At 43.3% G+C, this 19,188-nt stretch carries 18 protein-coding genes and 1 tRNA gene; 14 read left to right on the forward strand and 5 right to left on the reverse strand.

Annotated features, from left to right (window positions below; genetic code table 11):
• Nucleotides 1-215: 215 nt before the first annotated feature.
• Together CGB83_RS01535 and CGB83_RS01540 are read right to left on the reverse strand one after the other, a co-directional pair.
• On the reverse strand, nt 216-731 hold the full coding sequence (locus CGB83_RS01535) for a GNAT family N-acetyltransferase (RefSeq protein WP_100074189.1): 516 nt from the start codon (nt 729-731) through the stop codon (nt 216-218).
• A gap of 21 nt (nt 732-752) precedes the next feature.
• Nucleotides 753-1,514 carry an MBL fold metallo-hydrolase gene (locus CGB83_RS01540; protein ID WP_100074190.1) on the reverse strand — a complete coding sequence of 254 codons (762 nt, stop codon included), beginning with the start codon at nt 1,512-1,514 and terminating at the stop codon, nt 753-755.
• Between the two features lie 256 nt (nt 1,515-1,770).
• On the opposite strand from CGB83_RS01540, the gene CGB83_RS01545 reads away from it, so the two are divergent.
• From CGB83_RS01545 to CGB83_RS01555, 3 genes are all read left to right on the forward strand, one after another.
• A complete protein-coding gene (locus tag CGB83_RS01545; protein WP_100074191.1) occupies nt 1,771-5,040 on the forward strand; it encodes a cytochrome c biogenesis protein CcsA in 3,270 nt (1,089 codons plus the stop codon).
• A 185-nt stretch (nt 5,041-5,225) separates the two neighbouring features.
• Nucleotides 5,226-6,092 (forward strand): SPFH domain-containing protein, encoded by an 867-nt coding sequence (locus CGB83_RS01550; protein WP_100074192.1) that lies wholly within the window; start codon nt 5,226-5,228, stop codon nt 6,090-6,092.
• Nucleotides 6,093-6,126: 34 nt separating this feature from the next.
• Nucleotides 6,127-6,315: a type II toxin-antitoxin system antitoxin gene (locus CGB83_RS01555; protein WP_100074193.1), complete on the forward strand. Its 189-nt coding sequence runs from the start codon at nt 6,127-6,129 to the stop codon at nt 6,313-6,315.
• Between the two features lie 140 nt (nt 6,316-6,455).
• Here the strand turns inward: CGB83_RS01555 and CGB83_RS01560 are convergent, their stop codons facing one another.
• Nucleotides 6,456-6,650: a hypothetical protein gene (locus CGB83_RS01560; RefSeq protein ID WP_100074194.1), complete on the reverse strand. Its 195-nt coding sequence runs from the start codon at nt 6,648-6,650 to the stop codon at nt 6,456-6,458.
• Between the two features lie 136 nt (nt 6,651-6,786).
• Between CGB83_RS01560 and amaB the strand changes: the two genes are divergently transcribed.
• From amaB to CGB83_RS01615, 11 genes are all read left to right on the forward strand, one after another.
• The gene (amaB, locus tag CGB83_RS01565) at nt 6,787-8,337 is read left to right on the forward strand and encodes an L-piperidine-6-carboxylate dehydrogenase (RefSeq protein WP_100074195.1); all 1,551 of its coding nucleotides are present in this window, start codon (nt 6,787-6,789) and stop codon (nt 8,335-8,337) included.
• A gap of 93 nt (nt 8,338-8,430) precedes the next feature.
• The gene (gene lat, locus CGB83_RS01570) at nt 8,431-9,756 is read left to right on the forward strand and encodes an L-lysine 6-transaminase (protein ID WP_100074196.1); all 1,326 of its coding nucleotides are present in this window, start codon (nt 8,431-8,433) and stop codon (nt 9,754-9,756) included.
• A gap of 62 nt (nt 9,757-9,818) precedes the next feature.
• Complete coding sequence (locus CGB83_RS01575) at nt 9,819-10,046, forward strand: DUF2007 domain-containing protein (RefSeq protein ID WP_100074197.1); 228 nt, start codon at nt 9,819-9,821, stop codon at nt 10,044-10,046.
• Between the two features lie 176 nt (nt 10,047-10,222).
• Nucleotides 10,223-10,735 carry a GNAT family N-acetyltransferase gene (locus CGB83_RS01580; protein WP_100074198.1) on the forward strand — a complete coding sequence of 171 codons (513 nt, stop codon included), beginning with the start codon at nt 10,223-10,225 and terminating at the stop codon, nt 10,733-10,735.
• A 118-nt stretch (nt 10,736-10,853) separates the two neighbouring features.
• Nucleotides 10,854-11,315 carry a GbsR/MarR family transcriptional regulator gene (locus tag CGB83_RS01585; protein WP_100074199.1) on the forward strand — a complete coding sequence of 154 codons (462 nt, stop codon included), beginning with the start codon at nt 10,854-10,856 and terminating at the stop codon, nt 11,313-11,315.
• Nucleotide 11,316: 1 nt separating this feature from the next.
• Nucleotides 11,317-12,504, forward strand: a complete 1,188-nt coding sequence (locus CGB83_RS01590) for an efflux RND transporter periplasmic adaptor subunit (RefSeq protein WP_100074200.1) — start codon at nt 11,317-11,319, stop codon at nt 12,502-12,504.
• A 1-nt stretch (nt 12,505) separates the two neighbouring features.
• A complete protein-coding gene (locus CGB83_RS01595) occupies nt 12,506-15,652 on the forward strand; it encodes an efflux RND transporter permease subunit (protein ID WP_100074201.1) in 3,147 nt (1,048 codons plus the stop codon).
• A gap of 72 nt (nt 15,653-15,724) precedes the next feature.
• Entirely contained in the window at nt 15,725-17,140 is a 1,416-nt protein-coding gene (locus CGB83_RS01600) for a TolC family protein (RefSeq protein ID WP_100074202.1), read from the forward strand.
• 151 nt (nt 17,141-17,291) lie between these two features.
• Complete coding sequence (locus tag CGB83_RS01605; protein WP_100074203.1) at nt 17,292-17,780, forward strand: GNAT family N-acetyltransferase; 489 nt, start codon at nt 17,292-17,294, stop codon at nt 17,778-17,780.
• Between the two features lie 4 nt (nt 17,781-17,784).
• Nucleotides 17,785-18,267, forward strand: a complete 483-nt coding sequence (locus CGB83_RS01610; RefSeq protein WP_100074204.1) for a MarR family winged helix-turn-helix transcriptional regulator — start codon at nt 17,785-17,787, stop codon at nt 18,265-18,267.
• 165 nt (nt 18,268-18,432) lie between these two features.
• Nucleotides 18,433-18,506 (forward strand) — tRNA-Ala (locus CGB83_RS01615).
• A gap of 80 nt (nt 18,507-18,586) precedes the next feature.
• On the opposite strand, the gene CGB83_RS01620 is transcribed toward CGB83_RS01615, so the two are convergent.
• Both CGB83_RS01620 and CGB83_RS01625 read right to left on the reverse strand, forming a co-directional pair.
• A complete protein-coding gene (locus CGB83_RS01620; RefSeq protein WP_100074205.1) occupies nt 18,587-18,913 on the reverse strand; it encodes a hypothetical protein in 327 nt (108 codons plus the stop codon).
• A gap of 21 nt (nt 18,914-18,934) precedes the next feature.
• Nucleotides 18,935-19,165, reverse strand: a complete 231-nt coding sequence (locus CGB83_RS01625) for a helix-turn-helix domain-containing protein (RefSeq protein WP_228420045.1) — start codon at nt 19,163-19,165, stop codon at nt 18,935-18,937.
• Nucleotides 19,166-19,188: the final 23 nt, after the last annotated feature.

Genomic DNA, 19,188 nt, shown 5'->3' on the forward strand with positions numbered 1-19,188 from the left:
AGGGTGCTACAGGAAAGCCTTTCTATGCCCGAAGAAAAAGCCTTAGAGCTGATGGCGGCCGGCAGCATAATGACAGTAAAAAAAACGAAGAATTGATTTCACAGGAAGATCGCAGATCATCTGGCATTGATTATTCAAGACGCCATGCGATCTTACCTGATCAGTGAAAAAAGGAGAGGAGATGAATCTATTTCTACATCCGACCAGCTTTTTGTTTAGTGAAGCCTGATTTCAAACAGGCAAACCGTAGCATTGTCGTAATGAGCAGGAAGGCCTTTGGTATTCTTCAGTGTTAAAAGCCCGAGAAATTCGAACCCGCATTTTTCATAATAGCTGATCAGTCCTTTATTTTCCCCTACCGTATCCATCCTGATGAATTTCTTGTTGTTGCGGGATGCATACTCTTTGGCCCAGCGTACGATCTCCGCCACCAGGTTTTGTCCGCGAAAATCCGGATCGGTGGCTATCCGGTGGATATAGACGGCAGGATCTTCATTCCTTTCTTCCCAGATCTGCGGATCGCTGAACGTTGTAGCCCAGACACAGGCTGTTTTTCCGTCTATTTCGATTTTCCACTGGCGGTTTTCGAGGATTTCATTCCTGATCATCTGCCGGTCGAATTCCGGCCAGTGCACGGCTGCTTTTGCTTTCTGGAAATCTGTGGCTATGCGGTAAAGCCTGAAGATCTCATCAAGATCATCTGATGTGCTGTTTTGTATTGCGGTTGTCATAGAACAATCTGTGTTTTTTATTTAAAGGGTATATTTTTGAAATTCATTGATGTCGTGGTAACTGAAGACTTCAATCTCCGGATGCAAAGCGATCAGTGTACGGATCTTATCCAGCGTATGCCTGCGTAAATCATTGTCATCAGCGCTGGCTTCCGTTAATGCATTGACCGGGTGACCTGAATGGTCCAGTTCTTCCCGGAGATAATACGCATCGGCTGCATAGAGCATCCACTGCCCGTTGATCTTCAAAGCGACACCGCAGTGGCCCAGGGTATGCCCAAACATAGGGATGAGGAATATCTCTGTATTGACAGCAGCGGATACCTTTCTCGCTTCAAAGCCGAACCATTGCATATCGGATGTTCCATATGTTTTGATGACGGGACTATGGGATAAAGGTGTTTTCAGATAGCGGGGATTCCCGGACAAATAATTGTCATATTCCTCCTGGCCTACATGTACAATAGCATTCGGGAAATCTGCCAGTCCGCCGGTATGGTCATTATCCAGGTGGGAAATAATACAGTCACTGACCTCATCAGGATGAAAGCCCAAATGTTCGATCTGTCTGATGGCCGTCTGGTTTTCATCAAACCGGTAGCCTACCATATCAATAAGTTCTTTACCTATCCTTTCTTCGGGGTGTTGGATATCCTGGAGCCCTATACCGGTATCAATCAGGACAAGCCGGCAGTTCTCGCGGATCAGCAGGCAGTGCCCGCATACGTTTTCGCTGTAAGGAGAGACGATCCTTACACAATTCAGGTGAAATAATTCTGTCATAATGTGTTTAAATAATGCAGATAAAAATAAGTGTTTTTTCGCAGCTGCGAAAGAAATCCGGCTGTTTTTTCTGTGAGAACTTCGGGTAATAACCGATTCCTGTTTTTATATTTTACCCTCTTTACAACAAAGATAACTACACTATTAAGAATGATTCAAAATAAGGAATTATGCCCTCTGAAGTGATAAATAACAGGTTTTTTTATCCCCCCATTGATTTATCATCCTTATTTTTGCATGTCAAGTAAAACAATTCATGAAAAAACTTCAGGATATTCTTATTTCTACCAGGACAATGGCAGTGCTGTTGCTGGTGTACGCATTTTCAATGGCCTATGCCACTTTCCTAGAAAACGACTACGGAACCCCAACGGCAAAAGCCCTTATTTATGAAGCCAAATGGTTTGAACTGATCATGTTCCTGCTGATTCTCAACTTTGTAGGCAACATCGCACGGTACAGGCTTTGGAAAAAAGAAAAATGGCCGGTACTGGTATTTCACCTTGCCTTTATTCTTATTTTCATCGGGGGTGCCATCACACGGTACATCAGCTTCGAGGGAACGATGCACATCCGTGAGGGTGAAACTTCCAATGAGATCGTTACTGACAAAAACTTCTTTAAAATTAAAATCGAAGAAAACGGTGAAGCACTGGATTACAAAGATATTCCTTACCTGATGTCTCCGCTGCACAAGGATTTCAATGCAGTCTATGATTACCACGGGAAAAAGATCACGGTGGCTGCCAAAGAATACATCCAGCGTAAAAAAGACAGCCTTGTGGCAGATCCTAACGGATCAGAGTACCTGCACCTGGTTTCTACAGGACAGACGGGAAGGCAGAATATCTACATTAAACCGGGCGAAGCAAAATCCATCAACGGGACATTGGTTACGTTCAACAGAGCCATTGACGGAGCCGTTGAGTTTCGCAATGATAACGGGAAGCTGTTTATTAAAACCCCTGTGGATGCCAGTTATATGACCATGGCAACACAGGCTACCGGAAATACCATAAAAGACGAATTCCAGCCATTGGTATTGAGAAGCCTATACAGCATCAACGAGCTTAAACTTGTCGTTCCGGAAGGACTGAAAAAAGGGAAACTCCTGGCTTATGAAGGAGACCGAAAAAAGGATATGAGCGTTCCTGATATGCTTACGATTGAGATTCAGGGGCCTAAAACCAAACAGCTGGTATACCTTTCCGTAGAAAAAGGCAATCCTAACGCCTATAAGCAGGTGGCTATAGACGGCCTGAATATTATGGTAGGGTTCGGACCTAAGATTTACAACACCCCTTTCGCCCTGAAGCTGGATGACTTCATTATGGAAACATACCCGGGAAGTTCTTCACCCAGTGCTTACGAAAGCCATGTAGAGATTATTGATGAAGGGAAACAGACTCCTTATAAAATTTATATGAACCATGTCTTAAACCATAAAGGATACCGTTTTTTCCAGTCGAGCTTCGACCAGGACAGGATGGGAACCGTTCTTTCGGTTAACCATGATTTCTGGGGAACCCTTATTTCCTATATCGGGTATGCATTTTTGTTCATCGGAATGTTCGTGATTTTCTTCTGGAAAGGAACACATTTCTGGAAGCTGAATAAAATGCTTTCTGATGTCAATAAGAAAAAAACGGCATTGATGGTCCTTCTTCTATTGAGCTTCGGGCTGAATGCACAGAAAATTGAAACCCACGGAACCACAGACGGAAGCCGTGAGCATATCCATGTGGAAGGAGACGGACATCATCACGCTAAAGCATCTGATCCTGATATGGCCCAGACGCAGGCGCCCAAACAGAATTCCCTGGCGGCCCCTCTTACTAAAATGAGGTCCATTTCACCGGATGAAATTATTGCAAGAAACAAAATCAGCAAAGAGCATGCAGACAAATTCGGCTATCTTCTGGTACAGAATTATGAAGGAAGGATTGTGCCGATCAATACCGAAGCCCTGGATGTTTTAAGAAAGCTGTACAAAAAAGACGAATTTAAAGGTACGGACGGGAAATACCTGACTGCCAATCAATGGTTCCTTTCCGTGAATACCGATACCCCGAGCTGGACAATGGTTCCTATCATTAAAGTGGGGACAAAAGGCGGGGACGAATTAAAAAATAAAACCAAGGCTGACGAAGACGGCTATACTTCGCTGATGAACCTTTTCCCGGCTGATGCCAATGGAAATATGACCTATATTCTGGAACACGATTATAATATTGCATTCCGTAAGAAACCGGCAGAACAGACCAATTATGATAAAGAGGTCATTGCCGTAAACGAAAGGGTTCAGATCTTCAACGAATTTTTCAGCGGACAGTTTATGAGGATTGTACCGGTGAAAAATGATGCGAACCATACATGGCATTCGTGGCTTGACCAGAAATTCGAGCCGGATATGGAATCGCAGAAAGTAATGGGGCCATATTTCGCAGAAGTACTGTCTGCACAGCAGACCGGAAACTGGAGCAAAGCAGACAAAGAGCTGGAAAAACTTTCGGAATACCAGCAGAAGTGGGGTAAAAGCGTAGTCCCTTCCAAATCTAAAGTAGACCTGGAAGTGTTTATGAATACCCTGAATATCAACTTCAAGCTCCTTATTTTCTATACCATTATTGGTAGCTTATTATTGATCATCGGCTTTGTTGAATTGTTTAAGCCTAAAAAAGTTTTAAATAAAATTATTAAGGTAGTGATTGCCCTGGGAATCGTAGGGTATCTCTGTCACTTTCTTGGCCTGGTAGCCAGATGGTATATTTCCGGGCACGCTCCATGGAGTAACGGATATGAGGCAATCATCTTTATTTCATGGGTAGGAATTACTGCCGGATTGCTGTTGTACAGGAATTCCAATGCACTGATCCCGGCAGCAGGATTTATGGTGGCTGTTATTATGATGGGGTTTGCGCATGGAGGTTCTGCCCTTGATCCACAGATCACGCCGCTGGTGCCTGTCCTGAAATCGTACTGGCTGATCGTTCACGTAGCAATCATTACGTCGAGTTATGGTTTCTTTGCCCTTTCCATGATTATTGCCGTTATCAGTCTAGTGTTTTTCATTATCTCCAATAAGCAGACTTATGACCTGCATCACGATACGACGCTGAAAGAACTGGCCATTGTTTCGGAAATGTCGCTTACCATAGGTCTGTTTGCCTTAACCGTAGGAAACTTCCTGGGTGGGATCTGGGCCAATGAATCATGGGGAAGGTATTGGAGCTGGGATCCGAAAGAGACCTGGGCATTTATTTCCATTATGGTATATGCTTTCGTGCTCCATATGAGGCTGGTTCCGGGCTTAAGGAGCCGATGGGCTTTCCATGTAGCGACTATGTTTGCATTCTGCTCAATGGTCATGACCTACTTCGGGGTGAACTACTATTTAAGCGGACTTCACTCTTATGCTGCAGGTGATCCGGTTCCGGTTCCAGCATGGGTATACATCGGTCTGGCAACAATGATTCTTTTATCCGCTGCATCTTACTTTAAATTTAAAGTACTGACCAAAAAATAATATACGATCAATCTATATATGCAATCCCGGGAAACTTGTTTTCCGGGATTTTTGTTGAGTTAAACAGTATGACCACCAACTGCCAGATCACTTCATAACCCATAACTCATCACTAAAAAAGTTTGCGTATTAAAAAATTACTTAACTTTATGATATCAAAATAATATCATTTTAAAATTATATCTATGGAAAAATCATTAAAACCTATGTCCGGATACCTTACTCTGGTTATCTGCCTTGTGCTCTTTGCAGCTTCACTGTACCTTTTTATCATGAGTACTGAAGGAAGCATCACTTCAGCTGTTATAGCAATGCTGTGTTTCTTACTGTCCTGTTTTTTCCTGAAAGGGCTTATGATCATTCAGCCCAATCATTCCAGGATCCTGAACTTTTTCGGGAAATACGTCGGGACCGTTAAGGAAAACGGGCTCTTCTTTATCAACCCGTTATATTCATCCCAGAAGATGAGCCTGCGTTCTGAAAATATGCAGGGACAGACGTTGAAGGTGAATGATAAAATGGGGAACCCGATTGAGATTGCCGCCGTTATCGTCTGGAAAGTTGGGAATACTTACAAGGCAGCCTATGAAGTGGAACGTTATACCGATTATGTACGGATGCAGAGTGAAGCAGCCGTACGTCATCTGGCAGTAAGCTTTCCTTATGATAACCTGGAGGATGAGCATGCCAGTATCACACTGAGAGACGGTGGCGATCAGGTGAATAAAATCCTGGAACAGGAACTTACAGATCGTCTCGCTCCGGCAGGCATCGTCATTCAGGAAGCACGGATTACCCATCTTGCTTATGCCTCCGAAATTGCAGGCGCCATGCTCCAGAGGCAGCAGGCTACCGCTATCGTGGCGGCAAGGACCAAAATTGTGGAAGGTGCCGTAGGAATGGTGGACCTTGCTCTGAAAAAGCTTTCCGAGGACAATATCGTTGAGCTGGATGATGAACGCAAAGCAGCGATGGTGAGCAACCTGATGGTTGTACTGTGCGGTGAAAAAGCAGCGACACCCATCCTGAATGCCGGAACCTTATATAATTAAAAAACCGACTATTATTTACCTTTAAAATTGTCCAATGAAATCTGATTCCCCTAAAAACTCCCCAGGAAGCAAAGACAAAAAATCCTTCGTAATCAGGATTGATGAATCCACCTACAAGCTGCTGGAAAAGTGGGCCGGTGATGAATTCAGGAGTGTCAACGGACAGATTGAATACCTGCTGAATCAGAGCCTGCTCCAGTCTGGAAGGAAAAAGAAAGACTAACTTTCACTGCAAAAGTAAAAGATATGAATCTTGATATAACAATCCCTTCAAACTTTAGGTCTGAAGGGATTGTTTTGTGCCATTCCGGCTGAAATAATAAAAGCAGGATTTCCCTGCTTTTATATACTATATCAATATATTTAATCAAAAATGGTCGTAAAATAATTGCTGATCACCGTCCAGAAATTTTTTCCCAGAAAATAGATGAGCGTGGAGGTGATAATCCCCTTTACGGTAAAAAAAATGATGCCGCCAATCCCGAAACGCTTGACCCACTGTTTCCATCGGGAGCTTTTCTCTTCTGCAGGCTCATTCAAAGGCTGTTGGTTTTCCATTGCTGAAATTCGGATGATTACTATACAAAGATAAGCATGTTTATAATTAGTCCAAATAAAAAATATGTTAAAAAAATTAAATTTTGCGATTCGCATAATATTTTTAACTTTAGGGGCAAACGAAAAGTAATAGTGTATGTCTAAAAAAGTCAAAGATTTCGGAATTGAAAAAACGCTCAGGAATTTAGGGATAAAAGATGAAAATAAAGGAACATCCGTAGGAGGTGAATATTTTGCTTCCGGGAAAATGATAGAAAGTTTTTCTCCGGTAGACGGGGAATTGATTTCGAAAGTGGAAACCTCTGCTGAAAGTGATTATGACCGTGTCATTGAGACTGCTCAGAATGCATTCAAAGAATTCAGGCTGATCCCTGCTCCAAAGAGAGGGGAACTGGTACGTCAGCTTGGACAGAAACTCAGACAGTATAAAGACGACCTCGGAAAACTGGTTTCCTACGAAATGGGAAAATCCCTTCAGGAAGGACTGGGAGAGGTTCAGGAAATGATAGATATCTGCGATTTTGCCGTAGGCCTTTCCAGACAGCTTCACGGCTTTACCATGCATTCGGAAAGGCCCGGCCACAGGATGTATGAGCAGTACCATCCGCTGGGTATTGTAGGGATTATTACCGCATTCAACTTCCCGGTAGCAGTATGGTCATGGAATACCGCACTGGCCTGGATCTGCGGAAATGTAACCATCTGGAAACCGTCTGAGAAAACGCCGTTGTGCGCTATCGCCTGCCAGAACATCATGATTGAAGTACTGAAGGAAAATAATCTTCCTGAAGGCATTTCCAGTGTATTAGTGGCAGATCATGAGATCGGCCAGAAGATGGTGGATGATAAAAGGGTTTCCCTGGTCTCCTTCACCGGATCCACTAGGGTAGGAAGAATGGTTTCTTCCAAAGTAGCTGAAAGGTTCGGGAAATCAATCCTGGAACTGGGTGGTAACAATGCTATCATCATTTCTAAAGATGCCGATCTGGATATGTCAATCATCGGTGCCGTATTTGGTGCTGTTGGAACGGCCGGCCAAAGATGCACCAGCACCAGAAGGCTGATTATCCACGAAAGCGTGTATGACGAAGTTAAAAACAGGCTGGTAAAAGCATATGGCCAGCTGAAAATAGGCAATCCTCTGGACGAAAACAACCATGTAGGACCGCTGATTGACCGTGATGCTGTAGAACAGTACACAAAATCCATCGAAAAATGCAAACAGGAAGGCGGGAACTTCGTTGTGGAAGGGGCAGTCCTGGAAGGAGAAGAGTATGCATCGGGCTGTTATGTAAAGCCTTGTATTGCCGAAGTGGAAAATTCCTATGAAATCGTGCAGCATGAGACATTTGCCCCGATTTTATATCTGATCAAATACAGTACTCTGGAAGAAGCGATTGCGATTCAGAATGATGTCCCTCAGGGATTATCTTCAGCGATCATGACCCAGAACCTGAGAGAAGCTGAACTCTTCCTTTCCCATGCAGGTTCTGATTGTGGGATTGCCAATGTCAATATCGGTACGTCCGGTGCTGAAATCGGAGGCGCATTCGGAGGCGAAAAAGAAACCGGCGGCGGAAGGGAATCCGGTTCGGATGTCTGGAAATATTACATGAGAAGACAGACCAATACTATCAATTACACCGCTCAGCTTCCCTTAGCACAGGGAATCAAATTTGATTTATAGTTTTTTAAAATAATAGTGCCGCAGTGGGCTGTACATGCTCACTGCGGTAATTTTCGGAATCCTGAATTTCTTAATCATTTAAAATCACAAAAAATGCAACAGATCATCGATATACATCCTGATAAAGTAAAAGAAACCGTAGGAAGGCACGTACTGGCAGACGGCTTTGATTTTGTTATGGATATTGAAAAGTCCCACGGATCTTGGCTGTACGATAAGCTCACCGGCCGTGAATACCTGGATATGTTTTCCATGTTTGCCTCCGCATCCATAGGATACAACCATCCTTACCTGATGGAAAAATCAGCCTGGCTGGGAAAAATGGCCATTAACAAGCCTACGCTGGCCGATGTCTATTCAGAAGAATATGCAAAGTTCCTGGAAGTTTTTGAGCGAGTTGCCATTCCCGACGAGCTGCAATATGCATTCTTTATTGAAGGCGGTACTCTGGCTGTGGAAAATGCGATGAAGGCATGCTTCGACTGGAAGACCAGAAAGAACTTTGCTAAAGGACTGCAGACCGAAGCAGGAATATGCATCCATTTCAGGCAGGCATTCCACGGAAGGAGCGGATATACATTAAGCCTTACGAATACGGCCGACCCGAGGAAATACCAATATTTTCCGATGTTTGACTGGCCAAGGATCCTGAATCCTAAGCTGACTTTCCCGATTACGGAAGAAAACCTGGAGGAAACCATCAAAAATGAAAGAATGGCGCTGCTCCACATCGGGGAAGCCATCCTTTCCAACCCGGATAAAGTAGCCTGTGTCATCATTGAGCCGATCCAGGCTGAAGGCGGCGATAACCATTTCAGGGATGAATTCTTTACTGAGCTCAGGAAGCTGTGTGACGAAAATGAAATTTTGCTGATCTTTGATGAAGTGCAGACCGGAATCGGAATGACCGGCAAGATGTGGGCTTTCGAGCATTTTACGGCGAAACCGGATATCATTTCTTTCGGAAAGAAAACGCAGGTCTGCGGAATCCTGGCCAACCGTGAAAAATTTGATGAGGTTCCGGAAAATGTATTCAGGGAAAGTTCAAGGATCAATTCTACGTTTGGCGGTAATTTTATCGACATGCTCAGGTTCCAGCTGGTGATGGAAGTCATTGAAAAAGAAAACCTCGTAGACAATGCCCGTACCGTTGGAGGATACCTTCTGGAAAGACTGCATGAACTGGCACAGAAATATCCCGATAAAATTTCCAACGTACGCGGGAGAGGACTAATGTGTGCGATTGACCTGTCTTCCCATGAAGAAAGGAATACGCTGAGGGATGAACTTTTTAAGGACGGAATGATCATTTTAGGATGTGGTGAACAGTCGCTCCGCTTCAGGCCGCACCTCAATGTTTCCCCTGCGGAAATTGATCTTGCAATCGATATGATTGATCGTAATATGAACAAAATTTAAAATCGCGATTTGTAATTTTAAAAAAAATATTGTATTTTTAGATACTCAAAAAGGAAAGAAATATGGAAAGAAGTACAAGAGTATCAGTTTTTGAAAGTGATAAGCCGGCAGAAATTCAGCTGATAAAGTCGAAATTAGACGATGCACAGATCGAAAACAGCGTTGAAAACAACTACCTGACTTTCACTACAACCCCCACCGCCACTTCATTAAAAGTGATGGTAGACCTGGAAGATGAGAAAAAGGCATTCGAGGTCATCGATGCTTATCTTCAGCAAAACGAAAATTAATAAAAACAATTTCATAATTTTAAATTTTACTACTTCGAACCGAAAATTAATTAAATTAATTTTCGGTTTTTACTATTTCCCGGTACCATACAGAATCAATAATGATCTGTGAGTAAATGATTCAGCAGAATCTCTGCCGGAAATATGTTCTGTAAAACTAACGTTACACCATTCATATGCAGACGGAAATCACATTAAGAAAAGCACAGCAGGAAGATAAAGATATCATCTGGAGCATTTTGCAGCAGGCCATTGCCCGACGTAAAAAAGACGGCAGCAGCCAGTGGCAGCAGGGATATCCAAATGAAGGTACCGTAGAAACTGATATTGCCAACGGTTTCGGATATGTAATGACGGTGGACGGAGTGATCGCAGTTTATACGGCACTCATCCTTAATGATGAACCTGCTTACAGCACCATTGATGGGGCATGGCTCAGCGAAGGCGAATTTGTGGTTGTGCACAGGGTCGCTGTTGATGAGCGGTTTGCAGGACAGGGAATGGCGAAAAAGCTGTTTGACCATATTGAAGATTTTACCCGCTCCCACGGGATACAGAGCATTAAGGTAGATACCAATTTCGATAATCTGGCCATGCTGAAAATACTGGAAAGCAAAGGCTATTCTTATTGCGGTGAAGTCAGTCTGGCCGGTGGTATACGGAAAGCCTACGAAAAACTGATCCTATAATTTTCAGAAAGTTAAGACAGGCAGCAATTGAATTTATAAAACACAGTCTATTCACAAACTCTATCATATTTGTTCGTTTTGTTCCGAACTAATTTATAATTTTGGCAAAATTTTATACATGAATAAAAGGATAAAAATTGATCAGAAGATTTTCCAGGATGCTGTGAAATTCTATGGCATCATTTTTAATATACCACCTTTGGCTTCAAAGATTTACGCCTACCTTCTTTTTGATTTTGATAAGGAAGGTGTAACGTTTGATGAGTTTGTCGACATATTATCTGCAAGCAAGAGTTCGGTTTCCACGAACATTTCTCTGCTGCTGAACGCTGAACTTATCATAGATCACAATAAAATGGATGAAAGGAAACGGTATTTCTTCATCAATGATCAGTACAAAAAGATAAGGTTTGAAAAAATTGTCAAAAGGATGCATGACGAACTGGAATTGTTCGATGAACTGGACAGGTTTAAAGAACATCAGGGCTATCCGAAGCAGTGCGACGAAAAAATAGAAGAATACAAAAAACTTCTCAATAAAAATATAAAGAATATTCAGGAATCTCTTAATAAACTATAAAATGAATAACAAGTTACTCATACTTTCTGTTGCAGCTTTGTCATTGACAGCTTGTAAGAAAGAAGCCCCAAAGCAGGACGGTCCCAAGCCTTTTCCTGTTGTTTCCGTAGAGACTAAAAATGTTGTGGGTTACCAGACTTTCCCTGCTACCATTCAGGGCAGGGTAAACAATGATGTTCGGGCAAAAATCCAGGGGTATATTACCCAGGTACTGGTAGATGAAGGCCAGTATGTGACCAAAGGTCAGCCTTTATTCCGCCTGGAAACCAATATACTCAATGAGAATGCCGCTGCAGCCAAAGCAGGAATCGGCGCTGCTCAGTCCAGTATAGCTGCTGCTAAGGCTGCTGTTAATGCATCCGAGGTGGAAGTGAATAAGCTGAAGCCGCTGGTGGCTAAAAATATCATCAGCAATGTCCAGCTTCAGACGGCGCAGGCCAACCTTTCCCGTGCACAGGCAGAGTTGCAGCAGGCGATCGCCGCAAAACAGCAGGCTACTGCCAATTATAAAGGAGTTGAGGCCAATATTGAATACTCCATTATCCGTGCGCCTATTTCAGGTGTTGTAGGGAAACTTCCGCTTAAGGTGGGAAGCCTTGTAGGACCTTCCGACCAGACTCCGATTACCACTATTTCGGATACATCAGGAATTTTCGCATACTTTTCCATGAACGAAAAGGAGTATTTCGATTTCCTTGAGAAAGCGCCGGGAGCCAGCATGAAAGAAAAAATCAAAAACCTTCCGATGGTGGAGCTCCAGCTTGCCAATGGAAGCCTCTATCCTGAAAAAGGAAGGATTGAAGCCATTACCGGGCAGATAGACCCTACCACCGGAACCATCCAGTTCAGGGTAGCATTCACCAATGCACAGAAACTCCTGAGCAACGGAAACAGCGGAACGATTCGATTCCCTCAGCGTTATGATAACGTCCTGGTAATCCCGGAAAGCGCCACTTATGAGCAGCAGGGTATTGTTTACGCATATAAGGTTGATAAGGGAGATACCGCCAGAAATGTTGTGGTCAATGTGATCGAAAGGATAGACAATCTTGCCATTATCCAATCAGGACTTAACAAAGGCGAAACGGTAGTAGCTGCCGGTATCGGCGGGCTGAAGCCTGGAACTGCCATCAAAAAGCAGCCCGTGAAGATGGATAGCCTTGTTCAATCAATTAAACCGAAATTTTAAGATGATTAAGAATTTTATTAACAGACCGGTCCTCTCCACCGTAATATCCATCCTTATTGTGATACTCGGTGTTTTAGGATTAGTCTCGCTGCCGGTTACGCAGTACCCGGATATTGCACCGCCTACCGTAAGTGTAACGGCAAACTATACCGGAGCCAACGCAGAAACGGTAATGAAGAGTGTGGTAGTGCCATTGGAAGAACAGATCAATGGGGTAGAAGGGATGGATTATATTACTTCCTCAGCCGGTAACGACGGATCTGCCAACATCCAGATTTTCTTTAAACAGGGAATAGATCCGGATATTGCCGCCGTCAACGTACAGAACCGGGTATCCAGGGCGACCCCTTTGCTTCCGAGTGAGGTAACACGTTCCGGAGTAGTAACCCAGAAGCAGCAGACCAGTGCCCTGATGTATATGTCATTTTACTCTGAGAATAAGGACCTTGATGACGTATACCTTCAGAACTTCCTGAACATTAATGTAATCCCGAATCTGAAAAGGATCAACGGAGTAGGTGATGCCAACGTTTTCGGAGGTAAAAACTATTCCATGAGGGTGTGGCTGGATCCTGCGAAAATGGCAGCCTATGGAGTGACACCAACTGATGTTACCAATGCCATCAATGAGCAGAGCCGTGAAGCAGCAGCTGGTTCTATAGGACAGAACAGCGGAAGCTCCTTTGAATACATTATTAAGTATGTCGGTAAATTCAATGAGAAAGAACAGTACGACAATATTATTATCAAATCTCTGGCTGACGGACAGAACCTGATGCTGAAAGATGTGGCCAAGGTAGAACTGGCAGGTCTTTCATACACAGGGATCGGGGAAAACGGGAATTATCCTTCCATCAGTATGGGGATTTTCCAGACCCCGGGATCCAACGCCCAGGAGATCATTAAAAATATCAAATCCTATCTGAAGTCTGCGGAAAGTACATTTCCTCAGGGAATCAAATATACCTATAACTTCGATACCAATGAGTTCCTGGATGCCTCAATTGAAAAAGTGGTGCATACCCTGATCGAGGCATTCATCCTGGTGTTTATCGTGGTGTATATTTTCCTTCAGGATTTCAGGTCAACGCTGATTCCTGCGATTGCCGTTCCGGTATCCATTGTAGGGGCATTTTTCTTCCTGAACCTGTTTGGCTACTCCCTAAACCTCCTGACACTTTTTGCTTTGGTTCTTGCCATTGGTATTGTGGTAGATGACGCCATCGTCGTCGTCGAGGCCGTCCATGCCAAGATGGAACACGGGATTTCCGATGCCAAAAAAGCAACGGTTGAGGCTATGAATGAAATTACCGGAGCTATTATCTCCATTACCCTCGTAATGGCCTCCGTATTTATTCCGGTAACCTTCATTACAGGACCCACCGGGGTATTCTACCAGCAGTTCGGGGTAACCCTGATTGTGGCTATTTTCATTTCTGCCGTAAACGCATTAACGTTGAGCCCGGTATTGTGTTCCCTGTTCCTGAAACCGAATGAGCACCATCACGCAGAATACAAGAACATGAATTTCCTTCAGAAGTTTTTCTATAAATTCAATCTTGCATTCAAAACGACTACCGAACGGTATGGAAAGGGATTTGTTTTCCTTTTAAGGCATAAATGGGTAACCCTGATCATATTTGCCGTTACCGGAGGAATCCTGTATTGGGCAGGTTCCACCATGAAAAAAGGGTTTGTGCCTACGGAAGACCGTGGGATTATCTTTACCGATGTCCAGCTTCCGCCGGGAGCTTCCATGGAAAGGACGTATAATGCATTGAAGACCCTTCAGAAAAATGCCATGCAGATTCCGGGGGTACAGAATGTTACCATTTCCACCGGTAGAGGGTTCTTATCCGGAAACGGAAGCAACAATGGTCTGGCCTTTATCAAGCTGAAAACTTTTGAAGACCGTAAAAAAGGCGGGCTGAATTCCGAAGATATTACCAAGAAGCTTTTCGGGATTTCCGGGAAAGTACCGGATGCGAAAATCGTATTCTTCCAGCCACCGAGTGTACCCGGGTTCGGGAGCAGCGCCGGTTTTGAAATGGTACTGCTGGATAAATCCGGAGGCGAATATACCGATCTTGACAACAAGACCAATGAATTCATCGGAAAACTGATGCAACGACCGGAAATCGAATTTGCACAGACTTCCTTCAATACCAAGTACCCTCAGTACCAGATGGAAATCAATGTTCCGCTGGCAAAGAAGCTGGGAGTTTCCGTAAGTGATATCTTAAGCACGATGCAGGGGTACATCGGGGGAATCTACAGTGCCGACTTTACCAAATATGGAAAGCAGTTCAGGGTAATGGTCCAGGCACTTCCTGAAAACCGGAAAAGTATTGAAAACCTTAATGAACTGTATGTAAGGACGGGATCTGGTGTCATGTCGCCGATCTCACAATTCGTAACCCTTACCAAAGCTTACGGTCCGCAATCGGTGAGCCGGTATAACCTGTTTACCTCAGTGAAAATTACCGGGGCTAACTCTGCAGGCTACAGTTCCGGGGATGCTATTGCTGCGGTACAGCAGGTAGCCAGCGAGTCGCTGAACCAGAATTACGGAGTAGAATTTACCGGCTTATCCAGGGAAGAATTAGCCTCCGGTTCCCAGACCGCACTGATTTTTGCGCTCAGTCTGATCTTTGTTTATTTCATCTTATCTGCCCAGTATGAGAGTTATATCCTTCCGCTGGTCGTTGTGATCTCACTTCCGCTGGGGGTGATGGGAGCTTACTTCGGACAGAAAATTATGGGATTGGAAAACAACATCTATTTCCAGATTGCACTGATCATGCTTGTAGGGTTGCTGGCTAAAAATGCTATCCTGATTGTTGAGTTCGCCATCCAGAGAAGGCATCATGGTGAAAGCATCGTCATGGCAGCTATCAATGCGGCGAAGGCTAGGTTAAGACCGATCCTGATGACTTCATTTGCCTTCATCTTCGGACTATTGCCGCTGGTACTGGCGAGCGGGATCGGAGCGGTTGGAAACAGGTCTATTGCAACGGGAGCGGCGATCGGGTTGCTGATCGGAACCATCTTAGGGTTGTTCGTGATCCCGGTACTCTTTGTGATCTTCCAGACCCTTCAGGAAAAGGTAAAGCCTATCAAAAAAGAAGAGATCAGTTTAGCAGAATAAAAATTAACCCGGAAACTGCAGCCGTTGTTGTCAACCTGCAGTTTTCGTTTTCACAACGTGTAATTTTTTATCATGAAAAGTGTATTAAACATTATAAAAGGAATAACTTTTTCAGCAATCATTTTGGGAACCGTAGCATCCTGTATGGCAAGACGGGAATATGAAAGACCCAAAAATGTAGTTGATGAAAAGCTGTACCGCACCGATATGCTGTCGTCAGACAGTACCAATATCGCCAATATTCCATGGAAGGATATCTTTACCGATCCTATACTTCAGGGTCATATTTCAAAAGCCCTGGAAAACAATCTGGATATCAGGATTGCCCTGCAGAATATTGCTTCTGCCGAATCTTACCTGAAACAGAGCAAAGCTGCGTATCAGCCGACGCTCTCCGGGGGGCCTAACTATACTTTCCAGACCCAGTCCATCAATACGCAGTTCGGACAGATCATCGGGGAAAGAAGATACATCAACCAGTTTGACATTACAGCCAGCGTAGGCTGGGAAGCGGATATCTGGGGCAGGCTGAAAGCACAGGAAAAAGCACAGCTGGCTTCCTACCTGGGAACCGTAGCTGCCCACAAAGCAGTGAAGAGTGATCTGGTAGCATCCATTGCCACCTCATATTATCAGCTATTAACGTATGATGCCCAGAAAAAGATCATTACGGAAACCATTGCGCTCAGGGAGAAAAACCTGGAAACCACAAGAGCACTGAAAACTGCGGGAACGCTTACTGAAGTTGCCGTACAGCAGAGCGAAGCTCTTGTTTTCAATGCTAAATCTTTACTGATTGATATCGATACGCAGATACAGTTGCTGGAAAACACCATGAGTCTGCTGATGGGCGAGCCCTCTCAATCCATAGCAAGATCCACGCTGGAAAGCCAGAAGTTGCCGATTGATCTTAAGCTGGGGTATCCGGCTCAGCTCCTGGCCAACCGTCCGGATGTCATGAGAGCCGAATACAACCTGATGAATGCTTTTGAGCTGACCAATTCTGCAAAAGCACAGTTTTATCCTACCTTAAGGATTACCGGAAGTGGTGGGGTACAGTCAGTGGATATCGATCATCTCTTCAGTGTCAACTCACTGTTCGCGAACATCGTTTCAGGACTGGCTCAGCCGATCCTGAACAGGAGACAGATCAAAACCAATTATGAAGTGAGCCTTGCCAACCAAGAAAGTGCTTACCTGAATTTTAGAAAAGCTGTTCTTACGGCCGGTAAAGAAGTTTCGGATGCTATAAGAGTATTCTCCGTACAGGATTCTTATATTGAGCTGAAGCAGAAAGAACTGAATGCATACAAAAACTCAGTGGAGTATTCCCAGGAATTGGTTAACTACGGGATGGCCAACTATCTGGAAGTACTGAATGCAAGCGTTAATTCCCTGAATGCGGAGCTGAATATTGCCAATGCGGAGTACAGCAAAATGAGAGCTGCCGTTGAGCTGTATCAGGCTCTTGGCGGAGGATGGAAATAAGAATTAACCAATAAGATAACAACGTATGTCAGAAATGGCATACGTTTTTTGTTGTTAGAGGTTGTATATCAATGTTAAATTTTTTATAAATGTAAAGATCAGTTTGTATATACGTAGTTAACTACGTAGTTTTGAATACAAATAAGCGCATATGAAAATAAACATCCAACAGTTAGATAACACGTATTCTGATGAACTGATCAACTTAATTCTTACCATACAACAGAAGGAATTTAATGTACCCATCACGATAGATGATCAACCAGATCTTAAAAAGGTTGAGGAATTTTATATAGAATCAGGAGGGAATTTCTGGGGAGCTTTTATCAACGGCGAACTGGTAGGTTCAATAGCCCTGGTTAAATTTGATGATAAAGCAGGAGCCGTGAGAAAAATGTTTGTAAAAAAAGAATTCAGGGGAAAAGAGTTTAATATTGCACAGGAGCTCCTGGACGTTTTAATTTCTTTTTGTCGTAAAACTGGCATAGAAAAGATATATTTGGGAACTGTTGATATACTGAAGGCAGCCATACGGTTCTATGAACGCAATTATTTTTTAGAGACTAAAAAGGAAGATCTGCCGGCCCGATTCCCATTGATGAGTGCTGATAATGTTTTTTATTCTTTAAATGTAAACTAATAGGATGAATATAATAGATGAATCCGGCATTCTGGCCATATCGACGAGGCTGCAGCGCCTTAGTGAGCAATTGAGGAAAGATGGAGCCATGATCTACCAGTCTTTTGATATTGATTTTGAACCGAAGTGGTTTCCTGTGATCTTTACTCTTCATCACAAAAAGACAATGAGTGTTGTGGAAATTGCCAACGAAATAGGATATACCCATCCATCTACCATCAGCCTGCTGAAAGAACTTGAAAAACAAAAGTTTATTCAATCCAGAAAAGACAAACAGGATGAGCGCAGAAGATTGATTATATTGTCTCCGAAAGGTGTCCAGCTGGTTGAAAAAATGCAGCCGGTCTGGGAACTCATGTCAAAAGTGCTTGGCGAAATTGCAGATAATAAAAATAACCTTTTACAAGCGATTATTGAAGCAGAAGAAAAAATAGCTGAACAGTCTTTTTATCAGAGAGCATTGAAAACAAAAAAAGAACTTAACTGATTTGATTGCCAGTGGTTTACTCAATACAGGCTTCTTATTTTTATGTAAAAATACTTTAGTGCATCACGGCCGTGATAAAATAGTTAAAAAAAAACTGATAAAAAAGTGGAAAAATATTTGAAGATGCAGTTTAAATACTTACTTTTGTACCGCTTTAAGAAAGTAGGGGAATTAGCTCATCTGGCTAGAGCGTTAGACTGGCAGTCTAAAGGTGACGGGTTCGATCCCCGTATTCTCCACAGTGATAATAATAGAGTTGCATGATTTGAATCTGCAACTCTTTTTTTATGTAAAACCAATATGGATCAGGTTTGATCCTTCACTTTGAATATCCCATTTTGTAAACGTTCTTGTAAATGTACCGGACACAACTTACCCGGTGGTCTCTAAATTCAAATACCAGATAATATTTACGTTTATTTATCATCCCTATTCTATAGCTCCAGCGTTCCGGCAGTTGGGTGCGGGATTCATCAGGTCCCAGCATATTTTCTATTTCCATTCGGGTTTTTCCCGGGATTTCAGGATCTCTGATCAGATCTCTGACGTAGTATTTTCGTAAATCATGCCGGGTTTTCCAGATATGGCTTTTGAAATGCGGATGGAGCATGTACTGTACAGACTCTCTCAGGGCTTTGGCAATCACAATCTCATCATCAGTTTAAGATTATAAAAACATTTTTTTCCATTTTGTTACAGTATTCCGGCTCAGCTTAAAATGCTGGGCCAGCTGGCTGTTGTTCAGGCCGTTCTTTTTCTGGTACTCCAGGATTTCTAAAATAGTCTTCTGATCATAAGATTTAAGTTTCTGGTCGAAATGAGAATCAGTCCTGTTTTTTACACCGCTGATGATCCGGTCAAGTTTGACAACATCCATGATATTGATGACTTTTTTCATGAAGATTTTCTTGCAATCGCAAG

It is taken from the genome of Chryseobacterium camelliae (assembly GCF_002770595.1).
Lineage (GTDB): Bacteria > Bacteroidota > Bacteroidia > Flavobacteriales > Weeksellaceae > Chryseobacterium > Chryseobacterium camelliae.